This is a genomic window from Streptomyces phaeoluteigriseus (genome assembly GCF_001896135.2).
Classification (GTDB): Bacteria; Actinomycetota; Actinomycetes; order Streptomycetales; family Streptomycetaceae; genus Streptomyces; species Streptomyces phaeoluteigriseus.
Genome location: NZ_MPOH02000011.1, coordinates 1236858 through 1261838 on the forward strand (window position 1 = coordinate 1236858; position 24981 = coordinate 1261838).

Sequence of the window (24981 nt, forward strand, 5' to 3'; positions counted from 1 at the left end):
GCCTGGGGCGCCGGTGTGGCTCGGGGCCGCCGCGGGGCCGCGTACCGCCGCGCGGGCGGCTGCCGCGCCGACGCCCGGTGGGACGGGGGCGCCGGTCGGGGCCGGGGCGGCCACCGCGTGTGCCTCGGGTCCGGGGACGTAGCCGACGGCGGGCATTCCGGCCGGGGCCGCGCCCGCGGAGAAGTTCACGCCGCGCTCGATCCGGTCGAGGCGGGCCATGACGGAACGCTCGTCGCCGTAGGCGGCCGGGAGCAGTACGCGGGCGCAGATCAGCTCGAGCTGGAGGCGGGGCGAGTGGGCGCCGCGCATCTCGGTGAGGCCCTGGTTGACGAGGTCGGCGGCGCGGCTCAGCTCGGCGGCGCCGAAGACGCCCGCCTGGGCCTGCATCCGCTCGATGACGTCGGAGGGGGCGTCGATGAGCCCCTTCTCCGCGGCGTCCGGGACGGCGGCGAGGATGACGAGGTCGCGCAACCGCTCCAGCAGGTCGGCGACGAACCGCCGCGGGTCGTTGCCCCCCTCGATGATCCGGTCCACGACCTCGAAGGCGGCGGCCCCGTCACCGGTCGCGAACGACTCGACGACGGAGTCGAGCAGCGAGCCGTCCGTGTACCCGAGGAGGGAGGTCGCCATGGCGTATGTCACACCGGCCTCGCCCGCGCCCGCGAGGAGCTGGTCCATGACGGACATGGAGTCACGCACGGAGCCGGCGCCGGAGCGCACGACGAGCGGCAGGACCCCCTCCTCGACCGGGATGTTCTCCTTCTGGCACACCTCGCCGAGGTACTCCCGCAGCGTCCCCGGCGGCACGAGCCGGAAGGGGTAGTGGTGGGTCCGGGACCGGATGGTGCCGATGACCTTCTCGGGCTCGGTGGTGGCGAAGATGAACTTGAGATGCTCCGGCGGCTCCTCGACCACCTTGAGCAGCGCGTTGAAACCGGCCGACGTGACCATGTGGGCCTCGTCGATGATGTAGATCTTGTAACGGCTGCCCGCGGGCCCGAAGAAGGCCTTTTCCCGCAGGTCACGGGCGTCGTCCACACCACCGTGCGAAGCGGCGTCGATCTCGATGACGTCGATGGAACCCGGGCCCGTACGCGCCAGGTCCTGACACGACTGGCACTCGCCGCACGGCGTGGGCGTGGGGCCCTTCTCGCAGTTCAGGCATCGGGCCAGGATGCGCGCGCTGGTCGTCTTGCCACATCCGCGCGGCCCGCTGAACAGGTACGCGTGATTGACCCGGTTGTTCCGCAGCGCCTGCTGCAACGGGTCGGTGACATGCTCCTGCCCGATGACCTCGGCGAACGACTCCGGGCGATAGCGGCGGTACAGCGCGAGAGACGACACGCATACGAGGTTATAGGCGCCCACCGACAACCGGCCCCGCCCCGGAACGCAAGCGCCCCCCACGCACCCGCCAGAGCCGACCTACCCTTGCTGCCTTCCGGCCCTGGGGGAGTTCAGTCAGATAGCGCCGCGTGAGGGGCTGCGCCAACAGTACCCGATGGCGGCCGGGGGGAACGAGTTCGCGAGCACTCCTCAACGTCTTGTATTGTTTGCCGCGGAGGATTCGCCTAGTGGCCTAGGGCGCACGCTTGGAAAGCGTGTTGGGGGCAACCCCTCACGAGTTCGAATCTCGTATCCTCCGCCAGTGCCTCACCGGGCACGATGTCGAAGGGCCCCACCTCAGGGTGGGGCCCTTCGTCGTTGTCCTCAGACCTCGTTGTCCTGGTTTCTGTCCACAGCGGGTGTCTCCGGGGTCCCCCGGATCGCATCGGCGATCTTCCGGGCGACGTCCTTGAGCAGGGCGTCCGGCACGTGGAGGTACCGGGCCCGCATGCTCGCGGAGGTGCCCGGCTCCCACCCCCAACGGCGTGGACGAAGAGGCAGTCGCCGCCCTGAGCCGCCAGCAGGTGTCGCGCCCTGAGGAGCTTCGGCATCGAACGCAGTCATGCCCCGGCATCCGTCGATGCCTGATTCACCCATCACGGGTTGGCCTGCGGCGACTCTGGTCTCGGCGGATCCACGCGGATCTGTCCATGGTCCCGGGACGATGTCGCGGTCATAGCCCGATCATCCGGACCTTGCTCCCGCACAGCCGGGTCATGTCATCGACATCCGACGTGAGGATGGCGACCGGGCCAGGCTGACGCAAGGCCGCTTCCGCGACGGTGGCGTCGATCGCGTACTTGTGTCCGTGCAGACCGGCGCCCTTGAGCAGTTGGGCCGCCGCCTTGGCCGCTGCCTCCGTGATCGGCTCCACCTTGACCCGGGAGAGCGCCCGTGGGGACCTCCGGTGCCGCCCCTCACGGCAGCAGGCGTTGTTCCTTCGCCACCGATACCGCTCCTGAGCGGGTGTCGACGCCGAGTTTGTCGTAGATGCGGCGGAGGTGGGTCTTCACGGTGGTCTCGCTGATGAACAGGGCTCGGGCGATGTCTCGGTTGGGGAGGCCTCGGGAGAGCTGGGCGAGGATGTCCCGTTCCCGGGGGGTGAGGGTGGGGCGGGGGCTGCGCAGGTGGGAGAGGACGCGGCCGGCGACGGGGGCGGAGAGGGACGGGCGGCCCTGGGCGGCGGCGTGGAGGGCGGTGAAGAGGTCCTCGGGGCGTTCGGCCTTCAGGAGGTAGCCGGTGGCGCCGGCTTCCACGGCTCGGGTGACGTCGGCGTCCGTGTCGTACGTGGTGAGGACCAGGACGTGCGGGGCGGGGTTCCCGGCGCGCAGGCGGCGGGTGGTCTCGACGCCGTCGATGCCCTCGCCCAGCTGGAGGTCCATCAGGACGACGTCGGGACGCAGTCTGCGCGCCAGCGCGAGGGCCTCCTCGCCGCTGCCCGCCTCACCGACCACCTCGATGTCCGGGGCGCTGCCGAGCAGGGCCAGCAGGCCGGCCCGTACGACGGCGTGGTCGTCGCAGACCAGGATGCGGATCGGGGTCATCTCGGCTCCAGGGGGATCGACGCCGACAGGGCCGTGCCCTCGCCGGGGGACGACTCGATCGTGAGGGTGCCGCCCAGCTGGCGGAGGCGGGCCCGGATCGCGGGCAGGCCGTGCCCGCGGACGCCGGTGGGGTCGGCGGTGGTGGCCGGTACGTCGAAGCCCTGGCCGTCGTCCGTCACGTCCAGCACAATCTGGTCGTCCAGGCAGGTCAGGGTCAGGGCCGCCGTGGTCGCGCCGGCGTGTTCGCGGACGTTGGCCAGGGCGCCCTGGGCGATGCGGAGCAGGGCGGACTCGACCGGGGCGGGGAGCGGCACGGACGGCGTGCCCTCCGTGTGGACCCGGACGGTGAGGGCGGGGGTCGTGTCGCGGTCGGCCAGGGCCCGCAGGGCCGCTTCCAGGCCGCCGCCGTCCGCGAGGTCGGCCGGGGTCAGGTCGTGGACGAAGCGGCGGGCCTCGGCGAGGCTGCGTTCGGCGATCGTGGCCGCGGTGCGCACGTGGTCGCGGGCCGTTCCGGGCGAGGTGTCCCAGAGGCGGTCCGCGGCCTGGAGCAGCATGCGCTGGCTGGACAGGCCCTGGGCGAGGGTGTCGTGGATCTCGCGGGCGAGGCGTTCGCGTTCGGCGAGGGTGCCCTCGCGACGTTCGGTGGCGGCCAGTTCGCGGCGGGTGCTGACCAGGTCGTCGATCAGGGCGTCCCGGCGGGCCGACTGGCGGCGCATCACGACGAACACGGTCGTGGCGACGGCGGCCACGGCCGGGGGCGCCAGCAGGACGTTGGGGTCCGGCCAGCCCGCCAGCCTCAGCTGGGCCACGACCGTGAGGGCGGTGAGCAATACGACCAGGGGGATCGCGGCGCCGGGCGCGAGGCTGCGCAGACCGGCGTAGAAGAGGGGGACCGCACACCACGCGAAGCTCGGGGCGAGCAGGACCAGCACCGCCCACGCGGCGACCGTGGGGCCGAGCCAGGCCAGGCGCGTGAGGCGGGCGCCGAGGGCCGGGCCGAGGACGTACAGCACCGCGAGGAGGGCGGAGAGGGCGATGATCCACGGGGTGCGGGGGTCGGCGGCGTGGCGGGCCAGGTAGCGGGCCAGGGAGGCGGCCAGGAGGACGAAGAAGGCCGCGTGCATGACGAGGGCGAGGATGCGGGTCTCGTCCCGGTCGCCCGGCCGGCTTCCCTCGGCGCGGTTACTCGTCGTCGTCACCCTCTTTCACCTTTCCCGCCTGTCTCAGGCGCCTCTGAACTGGGCAAACACCTCCATTGTCGCCCGCCACGGGGGTGCGGGGGTCGTCCGATCGGACGACCCCGGGGACGACCGGACCGTCGACCCGGATCGGCCGGTCCCGGCCACAGGATGGATTCCGGGGGACGCTCCGGCGCTCCCGCCCCACTCCACGCGACTCCACTCCACGCGACTCCACTCCACTCAGGAAGGCCGAACCAGCCATGCGTCACACCCGCGCCCGCCGCACCTCCCGCAACCGTCTCCTCACCGGCGGAGCCGTCCTCGCCGTCCTGACCGCCGGAGGCCTCGGCACGGTGGCCGCCAACGCCGCCGACTCCCCCGCCCAGGCATCCGCCACGACGGCCGCCGTCTCCGGTCCCGCCAGGGGTGAGCTGACGAGGACCACGCATCTCACCCTCACCGCCGCGACCGAGGCCGCGCAGGCCGCGGTGGACGCCGCCGAGAGGGAGAACCAGCACGTGTCCGTGGCCGTCGTCGACCGGAACGGCAACACCCTCGTCACCCTGCGCGGCGACGGCGCCGGCCCGCAGTCGTACGAGTCCGCCGAGCGCAAGGCCTTCACCGCGGTCTCCTGGAACGCGCCCACGTCCGAGCTGGCGGAGCGGCTGAAGCAGGCGCCGAACCTCAAGGACATCCCGGGCACGCTGTTCCTCGGCGGCGGCGCCCCCGTCACCGCGCAGGGCGCCCCGGTCGCGGGCATCGGCGTCGCGGGCGCGCCCTCGGGCGACCTGGACGAGAAGTTCGCGCGGGCGGGCGTCGCGGCCCTCGGCCGCTGACCCGAGCGCCACTGGCCCCGGCTGTATCGACCCGCCGGCTTCGGCGCCGCCGACCGGAGCGTCGCTGGCCCGAGCGTCGTTGGCCAGAGCGCCGCCGACCAGAGCGCCGCCGACCAGAGCGTCGTTGGCCCGAGCGCCGCCGACCCGCCCGTTCAGCCTGCGGCGCCCGTAGCCTGCGGCGCTCGTTCAGCCTGCGGCGCCCTCAGCGCGTGATGCGTACCGACTTCGTCTCCGTCACCTGGTCGATCTCCGAGGCCCGCACGGTCACGCTCATCTCCCAGGTGCCGGGGAGGGGCAGGTTGACGGCGTCGGCGGCCCAGTAGCCGCCCCGGTCGGTGATCCTCGCGTCGAGCGGGCCGATGTCCTGGCCGGGGAGGCTGAAGGACATGCGGAGTTCGGGCACGGTGGCGAAGCCGCCGTCGGGGCCGTAGACCACGGCCTGCACCGAGTTCTCGCCGACCCGCCCCGGGTCGAGGGTGATCTGCACGGTGCCCCGGGCGCCGGGGGCACCGGGGGCGCTCATGTCGAAGGGAACCGTGGTCACGGAGGCGACGGGCAGCCCGACCGACTGCTCGGACGTCGCCGCCTCCGCCTGTGCCCGGCCGGGCAGGGTGCCCGTGAGCACGGTCGTGAGACCGAGTACGACGACGGAGACCGCGACCTCCGCGAGGACGGACCGGCGCAGGGCACGGCGATGCGCGTGCTCGGCCGGGGTGAGGGGCGGACCGTCACCGGACCGGGGCCCGCCGGGCAGGGAGGGGCCGTCCGCGGGTGTCCGAGCGGCGACCCCCGCCTTCGCCGGAGCACCGACCCCTGCCGCCACCTTCACCTTCGCCCCTGCCATCGCTTCGTTCTCCTCGCCCTCCGGCACCTGCGCCTCCTTCGAGTCCGTCCCGCCGGTCCCGTCCGTCCTGTCCGTCCCGTCCGCGTGTTTCGCCTCCGTTCTCACCAGCCGCCCCGTCCACTGCCGCGACCACGCGCCCGCCAGGAGCAGCAGGCCCACCGCCACCAGCTTGGCGAGCAGGGTCCGGCCGTACGTCGTGTCCGTGAGGGCGTCGAGGGTGCCGAGGCCGCGCAGGCCTGGTAGACGCCGTCACCGCGAGGACGGTGACCGAGGTGGTGGCGAGCCGGGAGAAGCGGGCGGCCACGGCGGCCGGGAGGGAGCCGTGCCGGAGCAGGGTGAGCAGGGCGGTGAGGCCGCCGAGCCACACCGCCATGGCGACCAGGTGCAGCACCGAGGAGGCCATCGCGGCGGGGACCTGGATGCCGGCCGACGCGTGCTCGGCGGCGGCCCAGGTCAGGGCGAGGCCCACGGCCAGGGCGGTGCCGGTGACGAGGGTCGCCCGGGTGGGCCGGGGCCGGCCGCGCTGCCGGAGCAGCAGGGCGCCGGCCGCGACCAGCAGGAGCAGCCGGGCGGCCAGGGCGATGCCGGGGCGGTCGGAGAGGGTCCGGGTGAGGCCGGAGGGGTCGAGTGCCTGGGCGGGGCCGGCGCCGGTCTCGTAGGGGGCGCGCAGCAGGAGCAGCAGGACCGTCGACGCGGTGAACGTCCACCAGCCGGCCACGAGGAGCCCGCGCAGCGGGCGGACGTCCGGGGGGCGGCACAGGGCGACGAAGGCGGCCGTACCGATGAGCAGGGCGGCGGCACCGTACGCCAGATAGCGGCCGAGTTTGTGCAGTCCGGCGACGGCCGGGTCCTCGACGGGGCCGCTGGGGACGGTGGCCAGGGTCGGGGAGGGGGCGCCGATCGAGAAGGTGAACGCGCCCGCGATGGGGTGGCTGTCCGCCGACACGACCCGCCAGGCCACCGTGAAGGTGCCGGTGTCGAGCTTCGCGGGGAGGGTGACGCGGGCGGTGTCGGACCGGCCGTCGGCGTGCTGTGCCTCGCCCGTCCCGACGCGCCCGTTGTCGGGGCCGAAGACGCGGAAGGTGTCGTCGATGAGGCCGACGGACTCGGTGAAGGTCAGGGTGATGCTGCGGGGAGCGGTCTTGAGGACGGCCCCGTCGGCGGGGTCGGCGCCGCGGAGGGCGGCGTGCGCGGACGCCTGGCCCGCGCCCCCGAGGAGGAGCAGGACGAGCGTGGTGCCCAGCAGCACCAGCGCCCGAAGCCGCCGGGTGCTCCCGCCCGCACCGCTCCGCCGTCCGCCGTCGCGCCCTGCGTTCACGTCACCGCTCCGTATGTCGGACTCCCCTGCTCGGGGATACGTACGGACCGCGGGCCGGTCCTGCTCACCACGCCGGCCGTGCCGACACTCCGCCGTCCACCACCAGATCGTGCCCGGTGATCCAGGAGGAGAGCGGGGAGGCGAGGAAGACGCAGGCGTCGCCCACGTCCTCGGGGCGGCCGAGCCGGCCGACGGCGACCGCCTCACGCCAGCGCCGTACGCCCTCGGGCCAGGCCTCGGCCAGGCCGTCCCGTTCGATCAGGCCGGGCGAGACGGAGTTGACGCGGATGCCGTGGGGGCCGTACTCGCGGGCCGCCGCGCGGGCGTGCAGGACGACCGCCGCTTTGGAGGCGGCGTAGTGGGCGTGACCCTCGCCGGGCGTCGCCGCCTCCACCGAGGCGATGTGGGTGATCGTGCCGCCGCGCTGGCCGCGCATGACCTCGGCGGCGGCCTGGGTGCAGGCGAAGACGCTGGTCAGGTTGGTGTCGACGACCTCCCGCCAGTCGGCCGCCGTCATGCCGGGCAGGGGCTGCACGGGCTGTACGCCCGCGTTGTTGACGAGGCTGGTCAGCCGTCCCCCGCCACCTCCCCCGGCCCACTCGGCGGCTTCCCGGACGAGTAGCCGGCATTCCTCCTCGGCCCTCAGATCGGCCTGGAGGACGACGGCCCGGCCGCCCGCCGCCACGATGTCCGCGGCGACGGCCCGGGCCGCCTCCACCGCCGTACGGCAGTGCAGTGCCACCGCCGCGCCCTCCTCGGCGAAGCGCAGCGCGATGCCTCGGCCGAGGCCGCCGCCCGCGCCTGTGATCAGGGCCGTCCGGCCCGTCAGCAGGGTCATGGACGGCACAGTTCCGCGATCTCGGCGGCCCGGTCCGGGTGACGCGCCGTGAGGGTGGCCGCGTCGCCGTGTTCGTAGCCCGCGTAGGTGAAGCCGGGGGCCATGGTGCAGCCGAAGAAGGCCCAGGCTCCGCCGGACGTCACCCGCGCGCCCATCCAGGTGCGCGCGGGGACGGTGAGCTGCGGGTGCTGTCCGCCGAGGACGTCCGGGCCGAGGACGGCCGTGCGGGAGGTGCCGTCGGGGGCGAGGAGCAGCAGTTCCAGCGGGTCGCCGAGGTAGAAGTGCCAGACCTCGTCGCCGGGGAGGCGGTGCAGGGCCGAGAAGTCGTCCGCGGTGAGCAGGGCGACTATCGCGGACCCGGCGGGGGTGCCGTCCGGGAGTGGGGGGCCGCTCCAGGTACGGCGGAACAGGCCGCCCTCGCGGGGGATCGGCTCCATGCCGTAGTGCGCGACGAGGTCCTCGGGGGTCACCCGGGGAAGGCTACCTCCCGCCTGAGGAACGCGAGTTGGGCCGTCTTCTCCGGCAGGTACACGTCCGGCAGGTCGATCTCCGGGAGGGTGACGACCGGTCCCGGTTCGAAGCCGTGGCGGAGGAAGCGGGCCAGGGCCTTCTCGTTGCGCACGTCGGGGTCGACCACGACCCGCCGCCGGTCCCTCCCCACCAGCACGTACGAAGTGAAGGCGCGCAGCAGCGCCGCGGACCAGCCCGGCCGCGCGCCCCGCTCCCCGGCGGCGCGATCAGCACATGGACGCCGATGTCCCCGGGCTCGACCTCGTAGCACTCGCTGACGCGGTCCTCCGACGGCTCGTACGTCTGGAGTACGGCGACGGGCTCGCCGTCCAGCTCGACGAGGTAGGCGTGGTGGCTGTCGAGGCCGGCCATGTGGGCGTAGATCTCGGCGACCTGGTCCCGCGTCAGGCCGTTCATGCCCCAGAACACGGCGCGTTCCTCGCTCACCCAGCCGTGCACGACCTCCGCGTCGGCCTCGGCGTCGAGGGGCCGGATACGGACGGTGCCGAAGCCCTCGGTCTTCTCCTCGTGGACGTACGGGTCAGTCATCGCTCTCCTTCGTCAGGCGCGCCCAGTCGGTGACGACCGGGGCCAGCTCGCCCGTGAGCCAGAGGGGGAGCTGGTCGTGGTGGTGGGGGCTGTCGGGGTGGCCGGAGGCGCCGTGGGGCACGATCCAGCGGCTGTCCTCGCGGCGGGCCAGGTCCCAGACGTAGCGGGCGGCCGGGCCGCGGGCGGCCAGGTCGGTCCAGCCGGGCACGGCCGAGGTGCACAGGACGCAGTCGTGGTCGCCGGAGAGGGCGGGAGCCTCCTGGGAGGGGTCGGGCAGGGCGCGCCAGGGGGCGAGGCGGTGGGTGTCGCCCCAGCGGGCGGCCGGCTGCCCGGCGACCTCTTCGAGGGCTTCCTTCACGAGTTCCGGCCGGTCGATGCCGTACAGATCCTCGGCGCGCAGGAGGTGTTCGAGGGCGAAGCCGATGCGCGGGAGGAGGGCCAGCCAGGGGAGGAGGACCTCGGGGTAGGCGGGCGGGGCGGTGAGGGCGGCGAAGGCGGGCTCGGCGGCGAGGCGGCGCACGAGCGCGCTGCGCACGGCCGCGAACCGCGCCGCGTCCCGACTGTCCGCGTCCATACGGCGGTCCCAGCGCAGGAGTCGGTCGCGCAGGTCGCGGCCCCCGCGGTGAGGCCGTCGAGGGCGGCCAGGTGGTCCAGCAGGGGTGCGGCGGAGGCGAGGTGGGTGTCGGTGTGGATGGCGGACATGTCGGACGAGGCCCACTTCCGGCGCTCGTCGAGCAGCGCGCGGATGCGGTCGGCGCGGTGCGGCGGGGCGAACTCGACGCCCAGCCCGGCGGCCGGTCCGCGCTGGTTGGCCATGACGGCGACGCCGTCGGTGAGTCCGGCGCGGGGCATCTCGTGCCAGCCGGTCCACTCGTGGCCGGGTTCCCAGGCGGGGACCAGGCGGGTGCGGTTGGCCCGCGCGCGTTCGGGGACGCGGCCCGCGACCCGGTGCAGCAGGCCACCCTCGGTGTCGGCGGCCTGGACGACGTTGACCGGCTCGACCCAGACGTCGAAGGCGCGGTCGACGTCGGCGACCCGGCGCGCCCGCAGGAGGGGGAGCAGGGCGGAGAAGCCGAGGTCGCCGGTGACGCGGGGCGGGTAGCGCAGGGCGAGGGCGAGCGGGGTGCCGTCGTCGGTGCCGTCCGGGTTCCCGTCGTCGAGGCCCTCGGGGCCGCCCGCGACGACCGGGCCGCGCTCGGTCTCCAGCACCTCCACCTCGACGGTCTCCTCCCCCGCCACCCGGACGAGTTCGGTGTGCCGGGCGACCCGCCGCCAGCTGCCGTCCGGGCCGAGGGCCTCGACGCCGGCGCCGGTGCGGCGCAGGCGTTCACGGTAGAGGTCCTGGTAGTCGGCCATGGCGTTGGTGATGGCCCAGGCGACCGTGCCGGTGTGCCCGAAGTGGGCGATGCCGGGGATGCCGGGCACGGCGAGTCCGACGACGTCGAACTCGTCGCAGGCCAGTCTGATCTGCTGGTAGACGCCGGGGTCCTCGATGAAGCGGTGCGGGTCGCCGGCGATGACGGCCTGCCCGGTGACCGTGCGTTCGCCGCAGACCAGCCAGCCGTTGCTGCCGGAGGTGCCGGGCCCGTCGGCGGCGAACAGGCCGACGGCGTCCTCGCCGAGGTGGCGGGCGGCCTCCTCGCGCCACAGCTTGGCGGGGAAGCCGGCGAAGAGGATGTGGGTGGAGAGCCAGACGGCCAGCGGGGTCCAGGGCTCCCAGCGGCCGGGGGCGAGGCCGACGCGCTCGAACTCGGGGGTCACGCGCAGGCCCGCGTTGACGCCGTCGACGTACGCCCGTACCCAGTCGGCGGTCTCGGGGTCGCGCTCCTCCAGGGTGGTGAAGCAGCGGCGGGCGGTGTCGTCCAGGCGGACGCGGCGGACGAAGCGGTCCCAGGGGAGGGACTCGGGGCCGAGGAAGGACGCCGAGGTGCCCTGCGCGCGGTGCCGCTCGATCTCCAGCTGCCAGGCGCGGTCGTGGGCCGTGACCCGGCCCTGGAGGCGGGCGAGGGCGCGGGCGCTGCCGGCCCGCAGGTGCGGGATGCCCCAGGCGTCCCGGTAGACCTCCCCTTTGTCCTCCTCCGCCTTTTCTCCCTCCGCCTGCCGGGCGGCTCCGTCCGTCTCGCTCGTCACCCTGCGACCCCTCTGACCTTTAGGTTAGGCTCACCTAATTAATCGGTGCAGGAATCGTACGCGAGAGGTGAAGAGGCATGGCGCAGGGGAGGGGTTGGGAGGGCGCGGTGCTCAAATTGATGCGGGCGAAGGATTTCACCCTCACCGTGACCGGAGCCGAGCAGGTCACCCCGGAGTACCGGAGGCTGCACCTCACCGACGGCGGGCTGCTCGCCGCGACCGGCGTCCACCCCACGATGTGGGTACGGCTGTGGTTCACCAACGCGGGCAAACCGCACCAGCGGGCCTACACACTGGTCGACCCCGACCCCGCCGCCGGCACCTTCTCCCTGGAGTTCGCCCTGCACGAGGGCGCCGCCAGCGACTGGGCGCGGGCAGCGAAGCCCGGTGACACCATCGAGGCCACCGTCCAGGGCACGGGCTTCGCCGAACCCGCCCCGGCCCCCTCCCACATCCTCGCGATCGGCGACCCGGCCTCGCTCCCCGCGATCAACTCCCTCCTCGACGCCCTCGACTCCGCCCCGGCCACCATCTGGTTCGAGGGCGGCGGGGACGACCTCCCCTTCCGCACCGACCCGGCTCGGCACGACCTCCGCCGCACCCCCCGCACGGAACTGATCGACCGGGTGAGGACCGAGCTGCCCGCCCTCCTGGCGGCCACCGCGGACCCGTACGTCTGGATCGCCTGCGACACCCGGACCACCCGCGCCCTGTCGGCGTACGTCCGCAAGGACCTGGCGGTCCCGAAGGAGCGGACGCACGCGCTGGGGTACTGGCGGGCCGAATGACGGGCCGGACGTTCCGGACCGTCTGACGGCGAGGGTGACGAGCGGGGCGGATGACGAGCGGGGCGGATGACGGGCTGGACGGTCCGACAGCGAGGGTGACGGGCAGGCCGAGCGGGGCGGATGACGGGCCGGTCGGCCCGACAGCGAGGGTGACGGGCGGGGCGGAACGGGGCCGGGCCCCGGGGCGGGCCGGAACGGAGGCCGGGCCGCTCCGCGCCGCCCGGGAGACGGCCGTACGGCTGCGGGCGGCGCCGCTGCTGGAGCGGGTGGACGCCCTCATCCGGCGCGGCCGGCTCGCGCCCGCGCCGCCCGGCCGGGAGGGACCGGCGGCCCTCACGGCCCGTGAGCGGGACGTCCTGCGGCTGCTCGGCCTGGGCCGCAGCAACCGTCAGATCGGCGAGGAACTGTTCATCAGCGGGAAGACGGCCAGCGTCCACGTCTCCAACATCCTGGCGAAGCTGAGCGCGTCCAGCCGTACGGAGGCGGTGGCTGTCGCCCATCGGGAGGGGCTGCTGGAGCCGGGGGCGGGGGCCTCGGGCTGAGGTCGGGCGGCCCCCGGGGGGAACGCCTCCGCTCCGCCGTCCGTTCTCCCCGCAAGGCTCCGTGAGGGTCGGGCCGGGACAGCGGGGCGGCGGGATGAGCGAGTTGGTTGCCGGGGCCAATGTGGCGCTGCCGGAGGGTGCCCTGGCCGTCCGGGTGTCGGGCCCCTTCGATGTGTGCGCGCTGGTCACGGACGACAGCGGCAAGGTGGGCGGGGACGGCGACTTCGTGTTCTACAACCAGCCGACGGCGCCGGGGGCCGGGCTGCGGGGCGGCACGCTCACGCTGGAGCCGGCGCGGCTGCGGGCCGGGGCGACCCGGGTCACGGTGGTCGTCAGCGCGGTCGAGCCGGGCACCTCGCCGGGCGGACTGCCCGCGCCCACGCTCCAGGTCACCGACCGGCAGGGCCGTCCGCTCGCCCGGTTCACACCCCCGCCCGCCCGGCAGGAGACGGTCCTGCTGCTCGCGGAGGTGTACCGGCGCGGCGACGTCTGGAAGCTGCGGGCACTGGGGCAGGGGTACGCGGACGGACTGGCCGGGCTGGCCCGGGACTTCGGGGTGGAGGTCGCCGACGAAGGGACCGCCGCCCAGGGGTCTCCCGCGCCCCGAACCGCTGCCGCGCCGGCGCCCGCATCCGTTCGCGCCCCCGATCCGGAGGGGCTTTGGGGACCGGTCAACTCCGCTCGTGCCGGGGCCGGGTCACCGCCCGTCTCGCTGGACGCCCGGCTGGTCTCGGCGGCCCGCGCCCACGTCACCGCGATGGCCGCGGCCGGCCGGCTGGGCACCATGGGCGCCGACGGCGTCTCCGTCCACCAGCGCGTCACGGCCGCCGGCTTCCGCTACCTCGCCGTGGGCGAACACCTGGTCTCCGGTCCCCGCACCCCGGCCGAGTTCCTCGGGTACTGCCTGCGCACCGACCAGGCCCGGCGCACCCTGCACGATCCGGCGTTCACCCACGCCGGCCTGGCCCGGGCGGAGGACGGCCGCACCGGTGACGTCCTGTGGACGGCCCTGTGGGCGAGCCCGCTGACACCGGCCGGGCTGGCGGGGACCGAGGCGGAGGTCGTCGACCGCACCAACCGGGAGCGGGCGCGGGCGGGACTGCGGCCGCTCGCCGTCGATCCGCTGCTCGCCACCGCCGCCCGGGCGCACAGCGCGGACATGGTCGCCCGTTCCTTCTACTCGCACACCTCGCCCGAGGGCGGCCGCCGTGGGACCGCGCCGCCGCCGCGGGTTCGGCGCGGCGGACGATCGGCGAGAACATCGCCTGCGGCCAGCGCTCCCCGGCCGAGGCGGTGGAGGGCTGGATGAACAGCCCCGGCCACCGCGCCAACATCCTCGAGCCCGACTTCACCCACATCGGCGTCGGCTTCGCGGGCGGCGGTCCGTCCGGGACGTACTGGACCCAACTCTTCGGCGCCTGACGCCCGATGGCCCCCGCCCGCCCGCTTCGGCCCGCCGAGTGATCTGCGCCTCACAGGCAACCCGGCCCGCCGTACGCACGTCTTGACCGGCGACACCACAGAGCATCCGGTGACGCCCGCCCCGGCCACCCCACGGCCGGGGCACATTCCGGGCGCACTATACACGCCATGTATACACATAGCGTATACATGGTGGCCGAAAGGAATCGATGTACGGCAAGGCTTCCGCCCCCGAGTATCAGGGCGCCCTCACCACCCTGTCCGTGAACTCCTCCCTGGTCGACGTACTGGCCGCCGGCACCGAGCGGTTGGCGGCCGCCGAGCGGGCCGGGGAGCGTGCCGAGGTGGCCCGCTCCGGGCTCGCCGTCGCCGAGGCCCACCGTCGGCTGGGCCAGGTGCGGGAGGCGGACCTGGCCTGGAAGGCGAGCTATCGCGCGGCCCGGGACGCGGGCGACGTGGCGGCGATGGCGTGGGCCCTGTGGAGCGGCGGCACACTGGCCCGGCAGCGGGGCGCCTTCCCGCTGGCCCGACGGCTGCTGGGGCTGGCGGCCGACCTCGGCGAGCGCGGCGGGGACGTCGTCGTCCGCGGGTACTCGCTGGCCGGGCTCGCGGAGACCGGCCGTATCCAGGGGGACTACGAGGCCGTCGGCCGGCTGCACGAGCAACTGCTCGCCGAGGCCCGCCGGCGCGGCGAGGCGCGGCACACGGTGTGGGCGCTGGAGGGCATCGCGCAGATGCACCGCAACTCCGGGGATCTCGACACCGCTCACGCCCTGTTCGAGGAGGCGGCCGAGATCTCGGCGCGCGCCGACGACCGGCGGGGACACGCCTGGGCGCTGCGCGGCCTGGCCGACGTGGTCTCGACACGGGACGGCGACACCGAGCGCGCCCTCGCGCTGCTGTCCGAGGCGGAGACGACCTGCCGTGCGATGAACCTCACCGGAGCGCTGGCCTACAACCACAAGATGCGCGGCAACGTCCTGTACCGCGCCGCCCGTTACGCCGAGGCCCGGGACCTCTACGAACGGGCCCTCGCCGAGTTCGGCGCGATGAGCGAGCCGCGCGGGAAGGCCCTCGCCCGGCTCGGGCTCGCCAAGTCGCTGGCCCGCCTGGGCCGCGACCGCTCCGAGACGGCCAAGGAACTGACGGCCCTGGCCGGTGAGTTGGAGCGGATCGGGCTGCGGCACGCGCGGGAGATGGTGGGCCGGGCCGAAGAGGAACTGGGCATCGGGACGGACCCGGCCGGTCCGCGCGGCGAGACCGCGGAGGCCGTACGGTGACGCCCCTGTCCACCACGTTCTCCACGGGGTTCCCCCCGGCCGCGGCGGACCCCGCCGCGGCCTCGGCGGTGCGTCCGACTCCACCGGTCGCGCCGGCCGTTCTCGACCGCTGCCGCGCGCTGGTGCGGCCCGCGCTGGCCGAGGCGGTCGGCCGGCTGCATCCGTGGGTGGGAGAGATGGCCGCGTACTCCCTCGGCTGGTGCGAGGTCGGCGGAGCCCCTGCCGCCGCGTCCGGTGGGAAGGGGCTGCGGCAGGCCCTCGCCGTGCTCGGCGCGGAGGCGGCGGGGGCGCCCGCGCGGGCCGGTGTCGCCGCGGCCGTCTCCGTCGAACTCGTGCACACCTTCTCCCTGCTGCACGACGACATCATGGACGGCGACCCCACGCGAAGGAGCCGCCCCACCGTCTGGAAGGCCTACGGCACGGGACCCGCGGTCCTCGCGGGCGACGCCCTGTTCGCGCTGGCCGTGGAGACGCTCGCCGCGGCCCCGGGCGGCGCGGGCGGCGTACGGCTGCTGTCCGGGGCGCTCGCCGAGCTGGTGCACGGGCAGGCCGACGACCTGCTGTTCGCCGCGCGGCCCTGGTCGGGGCCCGAGCGGGTGCGGCCGGAGGCGTACCGGGCGATGGCCGAGGGCAAGACCGGCTCACTGCTGGGTTGCGCCGTCGCGCTGGGCGCCGTGCTCGGCGGTGCCCCGGAGGCGACCGTCATCGCCCTGGACCGGGCCGGGCGGCATCTGGGGATCGCCTTCCAGGTGGTCGACGACCTGCTGGGGATCTGGGGTGATCCGGCCGTGACCGGCAAGCCCGTCCACGGCGACCTGCGCGCGGGCAGGAAGACGTTCCCGGTGCTGGCGGCACTGGAGTCCCCCGCACCGGCGGCCCGACGCCTGGCCCGGCTGCTGGAGTCGGGGGGCGACCCGGCCGAGGCGGCCGTACTGGTCGAGGAGGCCGGGGGCCGGACGGCGGCGCTCGCCGAGGCGCGCCGACAGGTGTCCGCCGTGGAGTCGGCGCTCGCCGGGGTGCCGCTGCGGACGCGGGCCGCGGGCGACCTGCGGTCGCTGCTCGACTTCCTGGTGCGGCGCGACCTCTGACCACCGTCCGGACCCGGTTGACCTGGGCCACCGACGCGCGACAGGGTGCAAAGAGCGCGCGGCACAGCGCGCGGGAAAGGTGGTCGTCTTGATCGGCATCACGGACATCGAAGCCGCGGCGGAGCGGATCGCCGGGCACGTCGTCCGCACCCCGACCCTCCCGAGTCCCGGACTCTCCGGGCTGCTCGGCGTCCCCGTCACCGTGAAGCTGGAGCTGCTCCAGCGGACCGGCTCCTTCAAGGCGCGCGGGGCGGCGGCGAAACTGCTCTCGCTGGGCGAGGCGGAGCGCGCGGCCGGGGTGGTGGCGGTGAGCGGCGGCAACCACGGGATCGCGGTGGCGGTCATGGCCGCCGCCCTCGACGTGAAGGCCACGGTCGTGATGCCGCGTTCGGCGCCCGCCCGTGCCATCGAGATCGCCGAGGAGGCGGGCGCGTCGGTGCGGCTGACGGACGGGATGGGCAGTGCCTTCTCGCTCGTGAACGACCTGCGGGACGAAGGGCTGACGCTGGTCCACCCGTTCGACGACCCGGTGGTGATCGCCGGGCAGGGCACGGTCGGCCTGGAGTTCGCGCGGGACGCCGACGAGCTGACGGACGTCCTGGTCAGCGTCGGGGGCGGCGGGCTGATCTCGGGTGTCGCCACGGCCCTGCGGGCGCTACGGCCGCAGGTGCGGATCTGGGGTGTGGAGACCGAGGGCGCGGAGGCGATGGCGGAGGCGCTCAAGGCCGGCGGTCCGGTGCCGGTGGAGGTGTCGTCCATCTCCACCACGCTGAGCGCGCCGGCCGTCGCACCGCTGACGTACGAGCATGTCGCGGCGTTGGTGGGCGAGGTGCTCGTGGTGCCGGACCGGGAGGCCGTACGGGGCTGTCTGGAGCTGGCCGAGCACGCCAAGGTGTGGACCGAGCCGGCCGCCGGATGTCTGCTGCCGGCCGCCCGGCGGGTCGTGGAGCGGGTGGGCCCGGACGCCCGGCTGGGGCTGGTGGTCTGCGGGGGCAACGCGTCGGCCGTGGACATGGCGTCCTGGGTCGAGCGTTTCGGACTGCGCTGACGTTTCGGTGTGCGCGGGGCCGAGGAAAACGCCCGCGGCGGCCGTAGTCCTGGAATGGACCGACGCCCGTCGCGGGCGATTCCGTGGCCGCCCGGCAGCCGTTTACCGCTGGTTACACCCCTGGACGGCCCGAAGCAATTTCCTTTCCTCGCACATTTGATCGGCTTTCTCGCCGCCATTTTTGAATGAAAGACAGAAATCACGGCGGAGTTGCGGATCTCTTGAACGCACACCCTCTCGATCGCCGTACCACTGGGAAAGGTGAGCAGCCGGGGTTTCAGCGAGGGATGACCATGGTCAAGGCGCACGTCTCCGAGCACGAGTTGGTCGCCGGTCGGTACCGGCTCCTCGACGTCGTCCACCGCGAGACGAACCGCGTCGGCTGGTACGGCGAGTACGCCGACGACTCGGCCGGCACCCGCCCGTGTCTGATCACCCGGATCGGGCTGCCCACGGGCCTCGGCGAGGAGGACGCGCACCGGGCCGCCGAGCGCGTCGTACGGATGTCCGAGACGATGGCCCGGGTGTGCCCCGGCCGGGTCGCCACGGTCCTCGACGCCCTCGCTGAGACGGGGTCCCTGTGGACCGTGACCGAGTGGATCGACGGCCTCCCCCTGGGCCAACTGATCGAGCAGCGGCGCGTGTTCCCGCACGCCCGCGCCGCGCGCATCGGGCTGGAGCTGCTCGACGTGCTGGAGGTCGCGCACGGCCAGGGCATCACCCACGGCGAGCTGAGCCCCGGTCAGGTGTTCGTGCGGGCACACGGCCCGGTCGTCGTCACCGGCTTCGGCCTCGCGGGCGTGGCCCTGGCTCCCCGCCTCGCGGCCCCGTCGTACGCCTCCCCCGAGCAGGCGCGGGACGAGCGGATCGGGCCTGCGGCGGATCTGTGGGCGGTGGGCGCGATCCTCTACACGATGGTCGAGGGCCGGCCGCCGTACCGGGACCGGGACCGGCCGGAGGCCACGCTGAAGGGCGTGGACCGGCTGCCGTTGCGCACTCCGCTGCGGGCCGGTCCGCTAGGACCCGCCATCCAGGGCCTGCTGCGCAAGGACTCGCGGGAGCGGATGACCCGGCCGGCGGTGCGCCACAGCCTCGCCCGCGTCCTGGACGAGGACACGCACGGGGTGCCCGAGCCCCGACTGCGGCGCGCGTACGCCGTCGAGCGGGTCGCCGGTCGGGGGTGGAACGGGCGGGCCGTGGCGGGCGGGACCGCGCTGGCCGTGATCGCCATGACGGTCGCCGTCCTGGCCGCGACGGGCCAGTTGCCCGGGACCGAGAGCACGTCGTCGGACAGCGCGCGGACCCGCCCGACCGCGCCCAGCGCCCCGCCCGGCGAGGACCGCGCCGACGAAGTCACGGACGTGCCCGACGCCGGCCCCGAGCCCGCCGGCCGCGTCCTCACCGCCCGCGGCCTCCGCCGGCCCCACCCCGACCTCGGCCCCGACTCCCACTGCCGCCTCCCCGTCGGCCACCGCCGGGGCCCTGCCGGCCGGCTTCCGGGTGTTCCGGGCGCAGGAGGGCTTCTCCGTCGCCCTCCCCGAGGACTGGAGCCGGCTGGACACCTCGCGCACCGGGGACCTCGCCTACCGGGTCACGTTCGGCGCCGAGGGCGATCCGCGCACCCTCGCGGTCACCTACAGCGAACGCGTCGGCCCGGACCCGGTGGCGGTCTGGCGCGACGACGTGGAGCCGGGCCTGCGCCGGGCCGACGGGTTCGCGCGCATCGGGGCGATCGAGGCGACGACGTACCGGGGCTACGAGGCGGCCGACATGGAATGGGTCGTCGACGTCGACGGCACCCGGGTACGCACCTTCGGCCGCGGCTTCCTCCTCGGCGACCACCGGGGCTTCTCCCTGCGCTGGACGACCCCCGCGGCCGACTGGGACGAACCCGCCAACGACCGGGCCCTGGACACCTTCCTGAGCACCTTCCGGCCGGGTTCGCCCTGAGCCGTCCCCCTCGGAGGCCGGCGAACCGGGCCGCCGGTCGTGCGGAACGACGGAGCGCCGGACCCCGGCCGGGGCCGAGGGCCTGTCGTTCGGATCGGGCCACAGGAAATCGACTGTGCTGTTCAGCGCGGTGAGCGGGGCCTGGTGCGTGCAACCGCGAGGCGAAGGAGGGCGTCGACGCGGAGCGTCGGCGAGTGACGACAACGCGGCAGATGTGCGTGACGGGCCCCGCGTCTGCGGCGTGATCCAAACGACAGGCCCCAGCTAGGACCGCGGCGCGCGCCGCATGTGCAGGGAGCCGCCGTGCAGGGGCTGTGTGGCCCAGCGGGCGGTGAAGGTCCTGGCAGGGAGGGAGCAGGTCACCCGGAGCCGGTGCGGGGTCTCCAGGAAGGCCAGGTCCACGGCGAGGGTGTCGCCGTCGCTCCAGCCGCCGCTCGCCGCGACGGGCACGGGTTCCTCGGTCACGGTCCAGCCGCCGGGGCCCAGGCGCGGTGCGAGGCGCTCGTCGCCCTCGGCGAGGGTCAGTGTCCAACCGTCCCCGTCCGCCGTGACGCGCACGCCGGTGAGGCTCGGCTGGTCGGCGCAGACACCGCCGTCCGGAGTGAAGGCGGTCCCCGACCATGCGCGCGGGCGGTCCGGCGGGGCGGGCTTGCCCGGGGCGGGCGGGAGTGCGAGGCGGGTGAGGCGGTCGGCGAGGGCCGCGTCGGCGTCCTGGCGACCGGACAGCGGGGCCGGGCGGAACGCCGGCAGGAGGTGCTCCCAGACGAGGTCCAGCAGGCCCTGCATGTCGGGGGTCGCCGCGGTCGTGGCGATGACGGCGTCGTGCTCGGGCAGGACGAGGCAGAACTGGCCGTAGGCTCCGTCGCCGCGGTAGCCGTGCCGGGAGCGCCAGAACTGGAAGCCGTACCCGCAATCCCAGTCCTGCCGGTCGGTGTCGCCCATGGCGCCCGCCGTCGGGATGTGCTCGCGGGTCGCCTGCGCGATCCACTCCCGCGGCAGCAGCCGCCGCCCGTCCGCCTCGCCCTCGCGCAGGTACAGCCGGCCCAGCCGGGCGATCGCGTCGGTGGTGCCGTGCAGGCCGCTGAAGCCCAGCTCCCGGCCGGTCCGGTCGGTCAGCCAGGCGACCTCGCCGAAACCGAGCGGGTCCAGCAACCGGGGCCGTAGGTAGGCGGTGAGGGACTGACCGGTGACGCGCTGGACGATCGCGGCGAGGGTGTAGGTGGCGGGCTGGTTGTACGCGAACACCGTGCCCGGATCGCGGTCCGGCGGCAGCAGCAGGAAGCCGCGGACGAGGTCGTCGCGGTCGAGCGCGCGGGCCCGGTCCAGGGTCTCGGCCTCGTGTCCGCTCGCCATCGACGCCACGTGCCGCACCCGCATCGCGCGGCTGCGCGGGTCGGTGATGTCGGCGTCGAACTCCGGGAAGTACGAGATCACCGGGTCGTCCAGCCCGATCAGCCCCTCGGCGACGGCGAACCCGGCGGCCGTCGAGGTGAAGCTCTTGCTGAGGGAGTACAGCAGGTGGAGGCGGTCGGGCGTGTACGGCGCCCACCAGCCGGCGGCGACGACATGGTCGTGCCGCAGGACCATGAGGCTGTGTGGCTCGATGGCGTCGGCCGCGTCGACGGCGTCGAGGAAGGCGAGGACGCCCGAGGCGTCGACGCCCTGGGCGGACGGGGTGCTGTCAGGCAGTGGACGGGCGCTCATGTCCGCATCCTTCCCCGAATGCCGGGCGGACGGCGAGGGAGGTCCGGGCTTTTTCCGGTCCCGCCCGCGGCCGGTTTCCTGCCCCGTTCCCCGGGGACCCGTCACACATGGTGCGAATCGGATACACGATGATGACCGAACAGGCCGGCCCTCGTGACCTGGTCGACCACGTGGTGCGGGCCGAGGAAGCCGGTTTCGACTTCTCGGTGACCTCGGACCACTACTTTCCGTGGCTGCGGTCACAGGGCCACTCCCCCTACGCGTGGAGCGTGTTGGGCGCCGCCGCCCAGGCCACCTCGCGCATTCCGCTGATGACGTACGTGACCTGCCCGACGGTCCGCTACCACCCGGCGGTCGTGGCGCAGAAGGCCGCCACCATGCAGCTGCTGTCCGAGGGGCGCTTCCGGCTGGGGCTCGGCTCCGGGGAGAACCTCAACGAGCACGTGGTGGGCGGTGGCTGGCCGGCCGTGGACGTGCGGCACGAGATGCTCGAGGAGGCCGTGGAGATCATCCGGGCGCTCTTCGAGGGCGGCCACGTGACGCATCACGGCACACACTTCGACGTCGACTCGGCCCGGCTGTGGGACCTGCCCGACGCGCCGCCCGAGATCGGCATCGCCGTCTCCGGGGAGCAGTCGTGCGCGCTCGCGGGGCGCCTCGCCGACCTGGTGATCGCCACCGAGCCGAAGGCCGGGCTGCTGGACGCCTTCGACCGGCACGGCGGATCGGGCAAGCCGCGCGTGGGCCAGCTGCCGGTCTCCTACGACCCCGACCGGGACACGGCGGTGAAACGGGCACACGCCCAGTTCCGCTGGTTCGGCAACGGCTGGAAGGTGAACGCCGAGCTGCCGCATCCGGACTCCTTCGAGTCGGCGACCCAGTTCGTCACCCCGGACGACGTGGCCGCGTCCATCCCGTGCGGCGACGACCCGGACGCCTTCGTCGAGGCGGTCCGTCCGTACGCGGAGGCCGGCTTCACGGAGATCGCCCTGGTGCAGATCGGGGGCGACACGCAGCCGGCGTATCTGGACTGGTCGGAGAAGACGCTGCTGCCCGCCCTGCGCGACGCGTTCGGCTGACTCCCCCCGGCCCCCCACCGGCGTGACGGGTTACGGGCGGCGCCCACCTGCCTGTCCTAGGCTGCGGGAACCGCGCATCCCGTTCCGGGGCGTGCGGTTCCCGCAGTCTGCACAGGAGAGTCATCCGTGACCGTAGCGATCGACCCGTCCGAGACGTCCGCCGCGGCGGCGTCCCCCGCTCCGCTGTCCGACCTCGTGGCGCGCGACGCCCGCGAGTTCGGCGTGTACGCGCGGACCGGTGGCTGGGCCTTCGGGCTGATGGTGGCGCGCAGCGTCCGGCCGGGCGGGCAGAGCGCGCAGGAGACGCCGAAGGTGTCGGCGAAGGAGTTCGCCGAACTGGCCGGCTGCTCCGCGGAGCGCGTCATGCGTCACTACAAGGCCTGGGACCGGGCCGCCGACGACGGTCTCGTCCCGCACTTCGAGGAACTGGCGCCGGGACAGGAGGTCGAGCTGCCGGACGCCGACGTATGGCTGACCTACTACGTGTCGCGCTCCAGCGCCTCCTCCGAGCGCGGCACCGCGATCGCCGAGGCCGCCGAGGCCGAGGGCATCCGGCCGACCAAGGCGCTGGAGGTGGCCGAGAACCCGACGGCCCTGCGCGCGGCGATCCTCGCCGACCCGTCGACCGCGCGGGCGGCGCGTGCCGCGCTCCTGGACCGCATCAAGGAGGACCCGGAGCTGCAGAGCGAGCTGGCGCGGGACGTGGTGCGCACCGACGACCTCAAGAAGGCCGTCGCCAGCGAGAGCCGCTCCGCGGACCGGATCGGCTACGTCCGTCAGATCGCCGAGTCGGGTCGGATCAAGACGCCCGCCGGGCAGACCGTGGACGCGCCCGCCGACCTGCGCCAGGAGGCCGAGCGGCACCTGTCCCTGCTCGACGAGCTGGAGGAGGGCGAGGACTCCGGTGAGTGGGCGACGGAGGCGTACGACACGCTGAAGACCCTCGTCGTGGAGGCCGTGGAGGCCGACCCCGAGCTGCGGGTGCAGGAGCGGCGCACGAAGTTCTACAGCGGTCTCCAGAAGGCGACGAAGGTGTTCGAGGAGCTGACCTTCGACGACGCGCAGGACTTCTACGAGGACGACATGGTCAAGCAGCTGGAGGAACTCCAGCAGGCGATCGGCGGCTGCATCGCGGCCCTGCGCGGGGCCCGCGCCACGGACTGAGCCGTGCGCGCCGGGCGGCGGACGGGCGGCCGTACCAGTGGCCCGCCCGCCCGCCGCCGCGGGAAGTGGACCTCTCAGCGGGACGAGTAGCGGCGCCGGGTCCACAGGGGAACCCCGAACCAGAACACCAGGTACCACACGAGCACCCCGGTCACCAGGTACGGCACATAGCCGTCGTGGGTGGCCACCCGCAGTATCAGCAGCAGTGCCGAGGTCATCGTGGCGAGCAGCAGCATCAGCCCGACGAACGTCATCCGGGAGGCCCAGGTGACCGCCTGCGACTTCACCCGCCGCCCGGAGACCAGCCGGTGCAGGGAGACCGGGCCGATGAGGGCGCCCGTCGCGCAGGCGCCCAGCACCACCGTGACGATGTAGATGGCCCGGTCGACGTCCTCGAGGCTCGCGTAGCGCGGGGTGAAGACGACCGTGAGCAGGAAGCCGAAGAGGATCTGGACGCCTGTCTGGGCGACCCGGACCTCCTGGATCAGCTCCCCCCACATCCGGTCGGCCCGCTCCTCCTCGGTCTCGTTGCGACCTCTGCGACGCTCGTCCCCCACTGCGGTGGCCACGTGTCCTCCCCGGTTCGATTACGTGTTCTCACCGGCGTGTACCCGCTGATCGGCGTTTTTCTCCGGCTGATCGCGGGCCGGACTACCAGCGGCCCTCGACCTGCTCCTTGATCCGCCGCTCGTAGAGGTCCCGGATCGCGGCCAGGGTCTCCTCGGACAGCTCGGGCAGGCGGGCGGCGGCCGCGTTGGCGCGGGCCTGCTCGGGCGAGCGGGCGCCGGGGATCACCGTGGTCACGCCGGGCTGCTGGACGATCCAGCGCAGCGCCAGCTGGGCCGGGGTGCAGCCCTCGGGGGCGAGGGCGGAGAACTCGGCGGCGGCCTCGACGCCGGTGGCGTAGTCGACGCCGGAGAACGTCTCGCCCTGGTCGAAGGACTCGCCGTGCCGGTTGTAGGTGCGGTGGTCGTTCTCCGGGAAGACGGTGTCCTTGGTGTACTTGCCGGACAGCAGGCCGGAGGCGAGCGGAACGCGCGCGATGATGCCGACGCCGGCCTCGCGGGCCGCCGGGAGGACCTCGTACAGCGGCTTCATGCGGAACGGGTTGAGGATGATCTGCACGCTGGCCACACCCGGCCGGGCGATCGCCGTGAGGGCCTCGGCGCAGGTCTCCACGCTGACGCCGTAGTGGGCGATGCGCTCCTCCTCCACCAGGGTGTCGAGGGCGTCGAAGACCTCGTCCGTGGAGTAGACGGGGGTGGGCGGGCAGTGCAGCTGCACGAGGTCGATGCGGTCGACGCCGAGGTTGCGGCGGGAGCGGTCGTTCCAGGCGCGGAAGTTGTCGAGAACGTAGTTCTCGGGGATCTGGTCCACGCGGCGGCCCATCTTCGTGGCGACCAGTACATGCAGGTCGGGCCGTCCGCCGAGGAAGCCGGCGATGGTCTGCTCGCTGCGGCCGTCGCCGTACACGTCGGCGGTGTCGAAGAAGGTGACGCCCGACTCGGCGGCCGCCTCCAGCACCGCCAGCGCCTCCTTGTCGTCGACGTCGCCCCAGTCGGCGCCCAGTTGCCAGGTGCCGAGACCGATGACGGATGCGTGCTGACCAGACCTGCCGAATTCGCGCTCGTCCATGGGGGCAGTCTGTCATCGTTCCGGCCGGGCGCGGAACCGCCCGGTCCGGCCCGCCACCTGCGGTTCGTCCACGCGGCGGCCGGCCGGTCGGATCCGCCCGCACCGTGGCCGCGGCGGTCGGCGATCTCCTCGGTGCGGGCCCTTC

The 24981-nt window shown here is 74.3% G+C and carries 17 protein-coding genes, 1 tRNA gene, 1 other RNA gene and 8 pseudogenes; 12 read left to right on the forward strand and 15 right to left on the reverse strand.

Annotation, left to right across the window (positions count from 1 at the left end; genetic code table 11):
* Both BM536_RS42870 and ffs read right to left on the reverse strand, forming a co-directional pair.
* A partial coding sequence (locus BM536_RS42870) for a DNA polymerase III subunit gamma and tau (RefSeq protein WP_245873521.1) occupies nucleotides 1-1344 on the reverse strand: 1344 nt, incomplete at its 3' end.
* A gap of 45 nt (nucleotides 1345-1389) precedes the next feature.
* Nucleotides 1390-1488, reverse strand: an RNA gene (gene ffs, locus BM536_RS16750) — signal recognition particle sRNA small type.
* Between the two features lie 72 nt (nucleotides 1489-1560).
* Here ffs and BM536_RS16755 point away from each other — a divergent pair.
* A tRNA-Ser gene (locus BM536_RS16755) sits at nucleotides 1561-1648 on the forward strand.
* 62 nt (nucleotides 1649-1710) lie between these two features.
* Here BM536_RS16755 and BM536_RS16760 read toward each other — a convergent pair.
* From BM536_RS16760 to BM536_RS16775, 4 genes and pseudogenes are all read right to left on the reverse strand, one after another.
* Nucleotides 1711-1863, reverse strand: a pseudogene (locus BM536_RS16760) (site-specific integrase); the annotation flags it as partial.
* A gap of 196 nt (nucleotides 1864-2059) precedes the next feature.
* Nucleotides 2060-2278, reverse strand: a pseudogene (locus tag BM536_RS16765) (DNA-binding protein); the annotation flags it as partial.
* Nucleotides 2279-2303: 25 nt separating this feature from the next.
* Entirely contained in the window at nucleotides 2304-2930 is a 627-nt protein-coding gene (locus BM536_RS16770) for a response regulator (protein WP_073498463.1), read from the reverse strand.
* Nucleotides 2927-4054: a sensor histidine kinase gene (locus tag BM536_RS16775; protein WP_094103138.1), complete on the reverse strand. Its 1128-nt coding sequence runs from the start codon at nucleotides 4052-4054 to the stop codon at nucleotides 2927-2929. The genes BM536_RS16770 and BM536_RS16775 overlap by 4 nt, the downstream gene beginning before the upstream one ends.
* 317 nt (nucleotides 4055-4371) lie before the next feature.
* Here BM536_RS16775 and BM536_RS16780 point away from each other — a divergent pair, with 317 nt between their 5' ends.
* Nucleotides 4372-4947, forward strand: coding sequence for a GlcG/HbpS family heme-binding protein (locus tag BM536_RS16780; RefSeq protein WP_073498461.1), 576 nt, complete (start codon nucleotides 4372-4374; stop codon nucleotides 4945-4947).
* Between the two features lie 202 nt (nucleotides 4948-5149).
* Here the strand turns inward: BM536_RS16780 and BM536_RS16785 are convergent.
* The 5 genes and pseudogenes from BM536_RS16785 to BM536_RS16805 all read right to left on the reverse strand — a co-directional run bounded on the left by BM536_RS16785 (nucleotide 5150) and on the right by BM536_RS16805 (nucleotide 11046).
* A pseudogene (locus BM536_RS16785) lies at nucleotides 5150-7040 on the reverse strand (copper resistance CopC/CopD family protein).
* A 133-nt stretch (nucleotides 7041-7173) separates the two neighbouring features.
* A complete protein-coding gene (locus tag BM536_RS16790; protein WP_079275224.1) occupies nucleotides 7174-7947 on the reverse strand; it encodes an SDR family NAD(P)-dependent oxidoreductase in 774 nt (257 codons plus the stop codon).
* Nucleotides 7944-8417, reverse strand: coding sequence for a cupin domain-containing protein (locus BM536_RS16795; RefSeq protein ID WP_073498455.1), 474 nt, complete (start codon nucleotides 8415-8417; stop codon nucleotides 7944-7946). The genes BM536_RS16790 and BM536_RS16795 overlap by 4 nt, the downstream gene beginning before the upstream one ends.
* Nucleotides 8414-9006, reverse strand: a pseudogene (locus BM536_RS44365) (GNAT family N-acetyltransferase). The gene BM536_RS16795 and the pseudogene BM536_RS44365 overlap by 4 nt, the downstream one beginning before the upstream one ends.
* Nucleotides 8999-11046: pseudogene (locus BM536_RS16805) on the reverse strand (penicillin acylase family protein). The pseudogenes BM536_RS44365 and BM536_RS16805 overlap by 8 nt, the downstream one beginning before the upstream one ends.
* A 167-nt stretch (nucleotides 11047-11213) precedes the next feature.
* Here BM536_RS16805 and BM536_RS16810 point away from each other — a divergent pair.
* The 7 genes and pseudogenes from BM536_RS16810 to BM536_RS42875 all read left to right on the forward strand — a co-directional run.
* Nucleotides 11214-11924 (forward strand): siderophore-interacting protein, encoded by a 711-nt coding sequence (locus BM536_RS16810; protein ID WP_073498453.1) that lies wholly within the window; start codon nucleotides 11214-11216, stop codon nucleotides 11922-11924.
* A gap of 185 nt (nucleotides 11925-12109) precedes the next feature.
* A pseudogene (locus tag BM536_RS16815) lies at nucleotides 12110-12466 on the forward strand (response regulator transcription factor); the annotation flags it as partial.
* Nucleotides 12467-12560: 94 nt separating this feature from the next.
* Nucleotides 12561-13888: pseudogene (locus BM536_RS16820) on the forward strand (CAP domain-containing protein).
* 209 nt (nucleotides 13889-14097) lie between these two features.
* Entirely contained in the window at nucleotides 14098-15168 is a 1071-nt protein-coding gene (locus tag BM536_RS16825) for a tetratricopeptide repeat protein (RefSeq protein ID WP_094103078.1), read from the forward strand.
* Nucleotides 15169-15236: 68 nt separating this feature from the next.
* Complete coding sequence (locus BM536_RS16830; protein ID WP_211362897.1) at nucleotides 15237-16256, forward strand: polyprenyl synthetase family protein; 1020 nt, start codon at nucleotides 15237-15239, stop codon at nucleotides 16254-16256.
* Between the two features lie 88 nt (nucleotides 16257-16344).
* Complete coding sequence (locus BM536_RS16835) at nucleotides 16345-17304, forward strand: threonine/serine dehydratase family protein (RefSeq protein ID WP_094103139.1); 960 nt, start codon at nucleotides 16345-16347, stop codon at nucleotides 17302-17304.
* Between the two features lie 515 nt (nucleotides 17305-17819).
* Nucleotides 17820-18227, forward strand: a pseudogene (locus BM536_RS42875) (protein kinase domain-containing protein); the annotation flags it as partial.
* On the opposite strand, the gene BM536_RS42880 reads toward BM536_RS42875, so the two are convergent.
* Nucleotides 18212-18661: a hypothetical protein gene (locus BM536_RS42880; RefSeq protein ID WP_245873567.1), complete on the reverse strand. Its 450-nt coding sequence runs from the start codon at nucleotides 18659-18661 to the stop codon at nucleotides 18212-18214. The pseudogene BM536_RS42875 and the gene BM536_RS42880 overlap by 16 nt on opposite strands.
* Before the next feature lie 143 nt (nucleotides 18662-18804).
* Here BM536_RS42880 and BM536_RS42885 point away from each other — a divergent pair, with 143 nt between their 5' ends.
* A complete protein-coding gene (locus BM536_RS42885) occupies nucleotides 18805-19254 on the forward strand; it encodes a hypothetical protein (RefSeq protein WP_245873569.1) in 450 nt (149 codons plus the stop codon).
* 264 nt (nucleotides 19255-19518) lie between these two features.
* Here the strand turns inward: BM536_RS42885 and BM536_RS16845 are convergent, their stop codons facing one another.
* Nucleotides 19519-20958, reverse strand: a complete 1440-nt coding sequence (locus BM536_RS16845; protein ID WP_094103080.1) for a serine hydrolase domain-containing protein — start codon at nucleotides 20956-20958, stop codon at nucleotides 19519-19521.
* Between the two features lie 107 nt (nucleotides 20959-21065).
* Between BM536_RS16845 and BM536_RS16850 the strand changes: the two genes are divergently transcribed.
* Together BM536_RS16850 and BM536_RS16855 are read left to right on the forward strand one after the other, a co-directional pair.
* Nucleotides 21066-22037, forward strand: coding sequence for an LLM class F420-dependent oxidoreductase (locus BM536_RS16850; RefSeq protein ID WP_094103081.1), 972 nt, complete (start codon nucleotides 21066-21068; stop codon nucleotides 22035-22037).
* 126 nt (nucleotides 22038-22163) lie between these two features.
* Nucleotides 22164-23201 (forward strand): hypothetical protein, encoded by a 1038-nt coding sequence (locus BM536_RS16855; protein ID WP_211362889.1) that lies wholly within the window; start codon nucleotides 22164-22166, stop codon nucleotides 23199-23201.
* A gap of 74 nt (nucleotides 23202-23275) precedes the next feature.
* Here BM536_RS16855 and BM536_RS16860 read toward each other — a convergent pair whose 3' ends face one another.
* Entirely contained in the window at nucleotides 23276-23770 is a 495-nt protein-coding gene (locus BM536_RS16860) for a DUF6328 family protein (protein WP_094103082.1), read from the reverse strand.
* Nucleotides 23771-23852: 82 nt separating this feature from the next.
* A complete protein-coding gene (locus BM536_RS16865) occupies nucleotides 23853-24836 on the reverse strand; it encodes an aldo/keto reductase (protein ID WP_094103083.1) in 984 nt (327 codons plus the stop codon).
* Between the last annotated feature and the right edge of the window lie 145 nt (nucleotides 24837-24981).

Coding starts and splice junctions, on each gene's coding strand:
- BM536_RS16770 (WP_073498463.1), bottom strand. CDS start 2,930: ATGACCCCGATCCGCATCCTGGTCTGCGACGACCACGCCGTCGTACGG.
- BM536_RS16775 (WP_094103138.1), bottom strand. CDS start 4,054: ATGCACGCGGCCTTCTTCGTCCTCCTGGCCGCCTCCCTGGCCCGCTAC.
- BM536_RS16780 (WP_073498461.1), top strand. CDS start 4,372: ATGCGTCACACCCGCGCCCGCCGCACCTCCCGCAACCGTCTCCTCACC.
- BM536_RS16790 (WP_079275224.1), bottom strand. CDS start 7,947: ATGACCCTGCTGACGGGCCGGACGGCCCTGATCACAGGCGCGGGCGGC.
- BM536_RS16810 (WP_073498453.1), top strand. CDS start 11,214: ATGGCGCAGGGGAGGGGTTGGGAGGGCGCGGTGCTCAAATTGATGCGG.
- BM536_RS16825 (WP_094103078.1), top strand. CDS start 14,098: ATGTACGGCAAGGCTTCCGCCCCCGAGTATCAGGGCGCCCTCACCACC.
- BM536_RS16845 (WP_094103080.1), bottom strand. CDS start 20,958: ATGAGCGCCCGTCCACTGCCTGACAGCACCCCGTCCGCCCAGGGCGTC.
- BM536_RS16850 (WP_094103081.1), top strand. CDS start 21,066: ATGGTGCGAATCGGATACACGATGATGACCGAACAGGCCGGCCCTCGT.
- BM536_RS16865 (WP_094103083.1), bottom strand. CDS start 24,836: ATGGACGAGCGCGAATTCGGCAGGTCTGGTCAGCACGCATCCGTCATC.